Source organism: Synechococcus sp. R55.3 (assembly GCF_047461975.1).
Taxonomy (GTDB): Bacteria; Cyanobacteriota; Cyanobacteriia; order Thermostichales; family Thermostichaceae; genus Thermostichus.
The window spans coordinates 45,118-52,756 of sequence record NZ_JANSIG010000009.1 but is presented as its reverse complement, the minus strand read 5'-3'; the positions used below and the strand labels follow the sequence as shown (position 1 = coordinate 52,756).

Annotated in this window: 8 protein-coding genes and 1 pseudogene; all 9 read right to left on the bottom strand. The window is 60.0% G+C overall.

The features are described 5' to 3' along the window. Positions 1-953: ABC transporter ATP-binding protein (locus NW849_RS02720; protein ID WP_414355796.1), on the bottom strand; the 953-nt coding region annotated here is incomplete at its 3' end. Between the two features lie 260 nt (positions 954-1,213). After that, a complete protein-coding gene (locus tag NW849_RS02715; protein ID WP_011433199.1) occupies positions 1,214-1,654 on the bottom strand; it encodes an Hsp20/alpha crystallin family protein in 441 nt (146 codons plus the stop codon). Positions 1,655-1,850: 196 nt separating this feature from the next. Continuing rightward, entirely contained in the window at positions 1,851-2,144 is a 294-nt protein-coding gene (locus NW849_RS02710; RefSeq protein ID WP_414355795.1) for a PepSY domain-containing protein, read from the bottom strand. Positions 2,145-2,211: 67 nt separating this feature from the next. Beyond that, the gene (acnB, locus tag NW849_RS02705; protein ID WP_414355794.1) at positions 2,212-4,836 is read right to left on the bottom strand and encodes a bifunctional aconitate hydratase 2/2-methylisocitrate dehydratase; all 2,625 of its coding nucleotides are present in this window, start codon (positions 4,834-4,836) and stop codon (positions 2,212-2,214) included. A 93-nt stretch (positions 4,837-4,929) separates the two neighbouring features. Further along, positions 4,930-6,012, bottom strand: coding sequence for a peptide chain release factor 1 (gene prfA / locus NW849_RS02700; protein ID WP_414355793.1), 1,083 nt, complete (start codon positions 6,010-6,012; stop codon positions 4,930-4,932). Positions 6,013-6,066: 54 nt separating this feature from the next. Continuing rightward, positions 6,067-6,291, bottom strand: a complete 225-nt coding sequence (gene rpmE / locus NW849_RS02695) for a 50S ribosomal protein L31 (RefSeq protein WP_414351133.1) — start codon at positions 6,289-6,291, stop codon at positions 6,067-6,069. Positions 6,292-6,368: 77 nt separating this feature from the next. Further along, the gene (rpsI, locus tag NW849_RS02690; RefSeq protein ID WP_011433194.1) at positions 6,369-6,779 is read right to left on the bottom strand and encodes a 30S ribosomal protein S9; all 411 of its coding nucleotides are present in this window, start codon (positions 6,777-6,779) and stop codon (positions 6,369-6,371) included. Next, entirely contained in the window at positions 6,776-7,231 is a 456-nt protein-coding gene (gene rplM, locus NW849_RS02685) for a 50S ribosomal protein L13 (RefSeq protein WP_414355792.1), read from the bottom strand. The genes rpsI and rplM overlap by 4 nt, the downstream gene beginning before the upstream one ends. A gap of 45 nt (positions 7,232-7,276) precedes the next feature. After that, positions 7,277-7,639: pseudogene (locus NW849_RS02680) on the bottom strand (tRNA pseudouridine(38-40) synthase TruA); the annotation flags it as partial.

The following is a 7,639-nucleotide window of genomic DNA, read 5'->3' as shown; positions in this document are numbered from 1 at the left end:
ACTTCATGGCCCACCAGCTCCGTTACCGAGACCTTAGCCCGCACCGGGGCAGGTTGGATCCCTGGGGGTTGGTAGTGGGGATCGTGGATGTTTTCCGGGCGGATGCCGAAGATGACCGACTTGCCGACGTATTGCCAATAGGGCTCTGCCTGGTGGGGCGGGATGGCCACGCGGAAGGCGCCGGTATCGATCCAGAGGGTGCCCTCCTGCTCCCGCAGCTTGGCCTGGAAGAAATTCATGGCGGGGCTGCCGATGAACCCGGCCACAAACAGGTTGGCAGGGCGGGTGTAGAGGGTGTGGGGGGTATCCACCTGCTGCAGGCGGCCATCCTTCATGACGGCGATGCGGTTGCCCATGGTCATGGCCTCCACCTGGTCGTGGGTAACGTAGATAAAGGTGGTGCCCAGTTGCATGTGCAACTTGCTAATCTCGGCCCGCGCCTGTACCCGCAGCTTGGCATCCAAGTTGGAGAGGGGCTCATCCATCAAAAACACCGCCGGATTGCGCACGATGGCCCGCCCGACGGCAACCCGCTGCCGTTGCCCACCCGAAAGTTCCTTGGGCTTGCGGTTGAGCAAGTGCTCGATCCCAAGGCGCTTGGCCACCCCTCTAACCCGGCTTTCGATCTCCGCCCGTGGCAGGCCGCGCAGCTTGAGGCCAAAGGCCATATTTTCGGCCACGGTCATGTGGGGGTAGAGGGCGTAGGATTGGAAGACCATGGCGATATCCCGATCCTTGGGGGGGACATCGTTCACCCGTCGATCGCCAATGTAGATGGATCCGGCGCTCACTTCTTCCAAGCCGGCCAGCATGCGCAGGGAGGTGGTTTTGCCGCAGCCGGAGGGGCCGACAAAGACGAGAAATTCCCCGTCTTCGACGGTGATGTTCAGGTCATGGACGGCGGTGGTGTCTCTGTAGCGCTTGGTAACGTGTTCGTAGGTAACGCTGGCCATGCTCTCAACCTTGGCTCCGTTGCGCACTCAAACCCTATCCAAAGCGGCGGGCAAAAGTCAAATCGAGTTGAGTTGAGTTCGGTAGGGAGAGCTGGGGATCCCTGCAGCGAACCCGATTTATTCCTGCTTGAAATGAGCGCAAGCTGAAAAACCAAAACGCAAAAAAGGACTAAAAAAGGGTAGGCGATGAGCCTACCCCTATGGGATCTTTTTTCCTCATGGAAAATTGCCTAACCTCAGAGCAGCTTCAGCTACGCCCATCAGGAGACAACGCTCACTTTGACCACTTGGGCTTTTTCAGAGTCTGCCTTGGGCAAGGTGAGGGTGAGGATCCCATCTTTGTATTCGGCTTTCACCTGATCGTGTTTGATCCGGTTCGGCAGTGGGATCACCCGTTGGAAGCGCCCATAACGGAATTCAGTCCGGGTTACCCCTTTGTCTTCAGAGCGCTTCTCAAATCGCCGTTCCCCAGTGATGGAGACCGCTTCGGCTGTGGCTTGGATATCCAAGTCGTTGGGGTTCAAGCCGGGCAGCTCCAGCTTCAGGGTAATGGTTTCGGGATCATCGTGCATCTCCACTGCCGGCATGAAGGCGAAGCCGTCAGCTTCGGTGGTGCGAGGGATCAACCGGTCGAACATCCGGTTCATTTCCCGTTGAATTTCGTCAATTTCACGAAATGGATCCCAGCGGACAAGAGCCATAGAGCATCCTCCTCCTCTATTACTTTGCTTTTTTGACTTCCAGTTCGAGTTTGGAGCTTAGCTTTTGGGGCTCAACTTTAGAGGTGCAAGCAAAACCTCTATGCTTCTAGTGTAGTCAAATCCGTTCCGGGAAATGTAGGGTTTTCTGGAATGTTTCTTAGGTATTTACCCTACAGGTTTATCTATCCAAAACCCTCTAGGACTCCGTATGTTTGGGGCGGCGATGGGGTTTTGTTGGTAACCACATACTGAGGCCGGTTGCCACCATCACCAGCAGCCCCAGTCCGTTTAAGAAGGGGTAAACCGCTTGCAGATCGAGGGGGCCCCACTGCCCTTTGTGGATTTGGATCAGCCAGTAGTAGTCGAAGTTTTCGTTAAGGCGGGCAATTTGATAGAGGGATCCCGTCAGCACCGTCACCACCAACGGCAGGGCCAGAATGGGGGCAAGGGTGCGGTGGATGCGGCGGATCCTCTTTGGATTCAGGGCCATTGAGCTTTCTCCAGGGCAATGGGGCGATCCCTGCCATGCTATCAGGGCAGCTAGCCCCTATTCTCGCTCAAGAACGGCTCCTGGACAGCTCCTCCACGTGCTGCCGCGGGATGACCCGTCCTTCGTCCTCAAAGCCAGGGATCTCGTGGAAGTTGAGGTAGCGGTACAGCTCGCCGGCAAAGGGCTGGATCTTGGTGGAGACGATCTCTCGGTACTCCTCAGGGGTGGGGATCCGGCCCAAAAGGGCGCAGGCGGCGGCCAGCTCGGCGGATCCCAGGTAAACCCGCGCGTCTTTGCCCATGCGGTTGTTGAAGTTGCGGGTGGAGGTGGACATGACGGTGGCCCCATCTTCCACGCGGGCTTGGTTGCCCATACACAGGCTGCATCCCGGCATTTCTGTTCTGGCCCCTGCGGCAGCAAAGGTGCCGTACACGCCTTCCGAGCGCAGTTGCGCTTCGTCCATGCGGGTGGGTGGACAGATCCAGAATTGGCGCACCTTGGCCCGCCCTTGGCCTTCTAGAACCTTAGCGGCGGCGCGGTAGTGGCCGATGTTGGTCATGCAGGAGCCGATGAACACCTCGTCGATTTTGATGGGGGTGTCTGGATTGCCTGCTTCGTGTTGGGCATAGACCTCGCTCAGGGTCATCACCTTGTCGGGATCGTTGGGGGCACAGACGATCGGCTCGGTGATGGTGCTGAGGTCAATTTCGATGACTTCGGCGTATTCGGCGTCGGGATCCGCTTCCATCAGGCTGGGGTTGGCCAGCCATGCTTCCATTTTGGCGATGCGCCGCAGCAAGGTTCTCGCATCCTGATAGCCGCGGGCGATCATGTTCTTCAGCAGCACCACGTTGGAGCGCAGATATTCTGAGACCGTCTCGATGCTCAGCTTGATGGTACAGCCGGCACAGTTGCGCTCTGCCGAGGCATCGGTAAACTCAAAAGCTTGCTCCACCTTCAGATGCGGCAGGCCCTCGATCTCCATGATGCGCCCGGCAAAGACGTTTTTCTTGCCTTTTTTCTCAACGGTGAGCAGCCCCCTCTGAATGGCCACGTAGGGGATGGCATGGACAATGTCCCGCAGGGTGATCCCCGGCTGCAGTTCCCCCTTAAAGCGCACCAGCACCGATTCCGGCATGTCCAAGGGCATCACCCCCATGGTGGCGGCAAAGGCCACCAGACCGGATCCCGCCGGGAAGGAGATCCCCAAGGGGAAGCGGGTGTGGGAGTCGCCCCCGGTGCCGACGGTATCCGGCAGGAGCATGCGGTTGAGCCAGGAGTGGATAATGCCATCGCCGGGACGCAGGACAACGCCCCCGCGGGAAGCGAAAAAGTCGGGCAGCTCTTTGTGGATCTGGATGTCCACCGGCTTGGGATAGGCGGCGGTGTGGCAGAAGCTCTGCAGCACTAGGTCGGCGTTGAAGCCCAGACAGGCCAGCTCCTTCAGCTCATCGCGGGTCATGGGGCCGGTGGTGTCCTGGGATCCCACCGTGGTAATGAGGGGCTCACAACTGGTGCCCGGGCGCACGCCTGGCAGCCCACAGGCTTTGCCCACGATTTTTTGCGCTAGGGTATAGCCTTTGCCGGTGTCTGCCGGTGGAGTGGGGCGGATAAACAAGGTCGAGGGAGGCAAACCCAAGGCTTGGCGGGCTTTGTCGGTGAGGGCACGGCCAATCAACAGGGGAATACGTCCCCCCGCCCGCACTTCGTCGGGGAGGGTCACGGGCCGCAGGGAAAAGGTGGAGAGAACCTGGCCGGCCTCAGAGCGGATCACACCTTCGTAGGGGCAAATGGTAACCACCATGCCGGTTTCCAGGCGGGAGACATCGCACTGGATGGGCAAGGCCCCGGCATCTTCGGCGGTGTTGAAGAAGATGGGCGCAATGGTGCCCCCCAGGATCACCCCCCCAGCCCGCTTGTTGGGCACATGGGGAATGTCGTGGCCGATGTGCCAGAGCAGCGAGTTGAGGGCGGATTTGCGGGAGGAGCCGGTGCCCACCACATCCCCCACAAAGGCAACGGGATGGCCGCGGCGCTTCAGCTCGGCAATGGTAACCAGGGATCCTGGAGCGCGGGACTCCAGCATGGCTTGGGCGTGGAGGGGGATATCCGGGCGGGTGGTGGCGTGGGCGGCGGGGGAAAGGTCATCGGTGTTGATCTCGCCGGCAACCTTGAACACTGTTACAGTGATTGCTGCGGCCAGGGGAGCTTTGGCGGTAAACCATTCGCCATTGGCCCAAGACCGGAGCACCTGCTGGGCATAGGCATTGCCGGATTGGCTCAGCTCCAGCACGTCGTGAAAGGCATCGAAGATCAGCAGCGTGTGGCTGAGGGCACGGGCTGCTGCCGCTGCGATCTCATGCCGCGCATCCTGCAACAGCTCCAGCAAAACCTGAACGTTGTAGCCCCCCAGCATAGTGCCCAGCAGCTCTACCGCCCGCACAGGAGTGATCAACGGCGATGCAACCTCCTCCTTGGCTACCGCCGCCAAAAAGCCCGCTTTCACGTAGGCTGCTTCATCGACCCCCGGCGGGACGCGCTCTGTTAAGAGGTGCAACAAAAAGGCTTCTTCGCCAGCAGGCGGGGCCTTCAGGAGCTCGCACAACTGGCTGGTCTGGGCTGCATTCAGGGGCAGCGGCGGGATCCCTTGGGCCTCGCGGGCAGCGGCGTGTTGGCGGTATTCGGCCAGCATGGGGAGTCTGGGTTCTCGACGTGAGTATTCATTCTATCGCCAGCTTGGCAGAAGAAAGGTTCTCAGGAAGGGATCCATCCGGCCAAAGCCAGCCTAGGACAACTCCGCCAGCAGCTCTCTCTGGTAAAGGCCAATGCAGGCTTGGATCAGGTCGTCCAGCTCCCCATCCAAAATGGGCTGCAGCGGGAAATTTTGGTTAAGGCGGTGGTCGGTGACCCGGTTTTCTTTGTAGTTGTAAGTGCGAATTTTTTCCGAGCGGGATCCCGTTCCCACCTGCATGCGCCGGGCAGAGCTGATGGAGGCCTGCTGCTCCCGCAGCTTCATCTCGTAGAGTTTGGCCCGCAAAATCTGCATTGCCCGCTGGCGGTTCTGCAGTTGGGAACGCTCCTCGGTACAAAACACCCGGATCCCGGTCGGCTTGTGAATGAGATCCACTGCCGTCTCCACCTTGTTGACGTTTTGGCCGCCTGCCCCCCCGGAGCGTGCCGTTTTGATTTCGATGTCTTTCGGGTCGATCACCACCTCCACTTCATCCACTTCCGGCATCACCGCCACCGTTGCCGTCGAGGTGTGGACACGCCCTTGCGCTTCTGTAACAGGCACCCGCTGCACCCGATGCACGCCGGCTTCAAACTTGAGCTTGCTGTACACCTGATCCCCTTGAATCTCCAGGATCGCCTCTTTGTAGCCCCCCAGCTCTCCTTCCGAGAGGCTCGCCAGACGCACCGACCAGCCCAGCTTTTCGGCGTAGCGGGTGTACATGCGGGCCAGATCCGCCGCCCACAGCGCCGCCTCCTCCCCACCGGTGCCAGCGCGAATCTCCAACATAATGTTCTTGTCGTCGTTGGGATCCCGGGGCAGCAGCAGCAGGGTGAGCTTTTCCTCCAGTTGTTCTTGGCGGGCCCGCAGTTGCTCAAGTTCCGCTCTTGCCATCGCCTCCAGCTCCGGGTCGGAGGCCGATTCCCGCAAAAGTTCTTCCGTCTGTTGCAGATCGCGATTCAGCTTTTGCCAGTCGTGAAAAGCCTCGACGGTGGCCTCCAAGGAGGAGCGGGCCTTGGCAATCCGCTGCAGCTCAGCTGGATCCGTGGCCACGTCCGGATCGGCCAAGCGCACCGTCAGCTCCTGAAAGGTGGCTTCAACATTCTTAAGCTGGTCGATCAGTTGAGCAGAAGCCATAGATTCGCAATACCCAGGGATCCAAGCGTTGCCCACACCCGGAGGGGGGAACCTCTACTTGGCCTTTTTGCCACCTCCCATGCCGTATTTGCGCATGAACTTCTCCACCCGGCCTTCGCTATCGATGATCTTTTGGCTGCCGGTGAAAAAGGGATGGTTGCCCGACCAAACATCCACCCTGAGCTCCGGCTTGGTGGATCCCACCGTCATCACCACTTCGCCATTGCAGATGACTTTGGCTTCTGGATACCACTGCGGGTGCAATCCTTTCTTGGGCATAACCCTCTCCTCCTCTGGGCCTGTCTCTATACCCTTGTCTATCAACATCTTCCTCTGAAAAGCAATGGCAGGGATCCCTAGCGTTTCGAGTACTGGGGAGCCTTGCGGGCCTTACGCAGGCCGTATTTCTTCCGCTCCACGGCGCGCGGATCCCGTTTCAGATAACCCTCGACTTTCAAGGGGCCGCGATTGGCCGGATCCACCTCACAGAGGGCGCGCGCCACCCCCAGCTTGATCGCATCCGCCTGGCCGTGAACGCCGCCGCCATGGGCTCGCACCAAGATGTCGTAGGAGTTTTCCAGACCAAGGATCTCCAGCGGCCCCTTCACACTGGCCAGCAGGGCTTCTTGATACTGCAGATACTGGTCTCCCGGCCTGTCGTTGATGATGATTTTGCCCGTGCCGGGCACCAAACGCACGCGGGCAACGGCGGTTTTGCGGCGTCCCGTTCCCCAATAAACGGCTCGTTGGCTGCTCGCTTGAGTCATGCTTTGGCTCCTGGGATCGTGTTGAGCGGATAAACTTGGGGCTGCTGGGCCTCATGAGGGTGGCTCGGCCCGACATAAACTTTTAGCTTGGTGAATTGCCGCCGGCCCAAACGGGTGTGGGGCAACATTCCCTTGACCGCTTTTTCCACCACCCGCTCCGGCAGGCGCGCCTGCAGTTGGGCAAAGGTTTCTACTTTCATGCCGCCGGGACGGCCAGAGTGGCGGCGGTAGAGCTTTTGGGTGCGCTTTTTGCCAGTGACCACCACTTTCTCAGCGTTGATCACAATTACATAGTCCCCCGTATCCAGGTGAGGGGTGAAGTCCGGTTTGTGCTTACCCCGCAAGAGGGTGGCCACAGCGGCGGCCAAGCGGCCCAGGCGCTGATTGGCAGCATCCACCAGATACCAGCGGGGCGCCAGAGTTTCGGGGTTGGGAAGGGGAGTTTTGTTCATGGCAGGCAAGGAAACATATCAGGACAAGCTTGGAGATCGCCCAGATCAACCGCAGGAATGGGCCAACGCAGCCGGCGACCGGAGGGCGGAGGGAGGCTCTGTGGGCAAGGCCCAAAAGGGCAGCGAGTGGGCGAACTGTTGACCGAAGGGATCCGCAGCATAGCCCACATCCGTCAGGCACAGCCCTTGCGGGGGAGCGCTGTAGCGGGTGCGCATCTGGCTCCAGTCGTTGTGTTGCCACAGGTGGACAAATTGGGCTGGGCTGAGCTCGCCTCGGCCCACCACCTCTAGGGATCCCACCAAAAGCCGCATCATCCGGTAGAGAAAGCCGCTGGCCTGCACCTCGATGCTGATCAAGTCCCCCAGCCGCTGGCAGAGCACCTCCTGCACCTGTACCCGCGAGTGGGG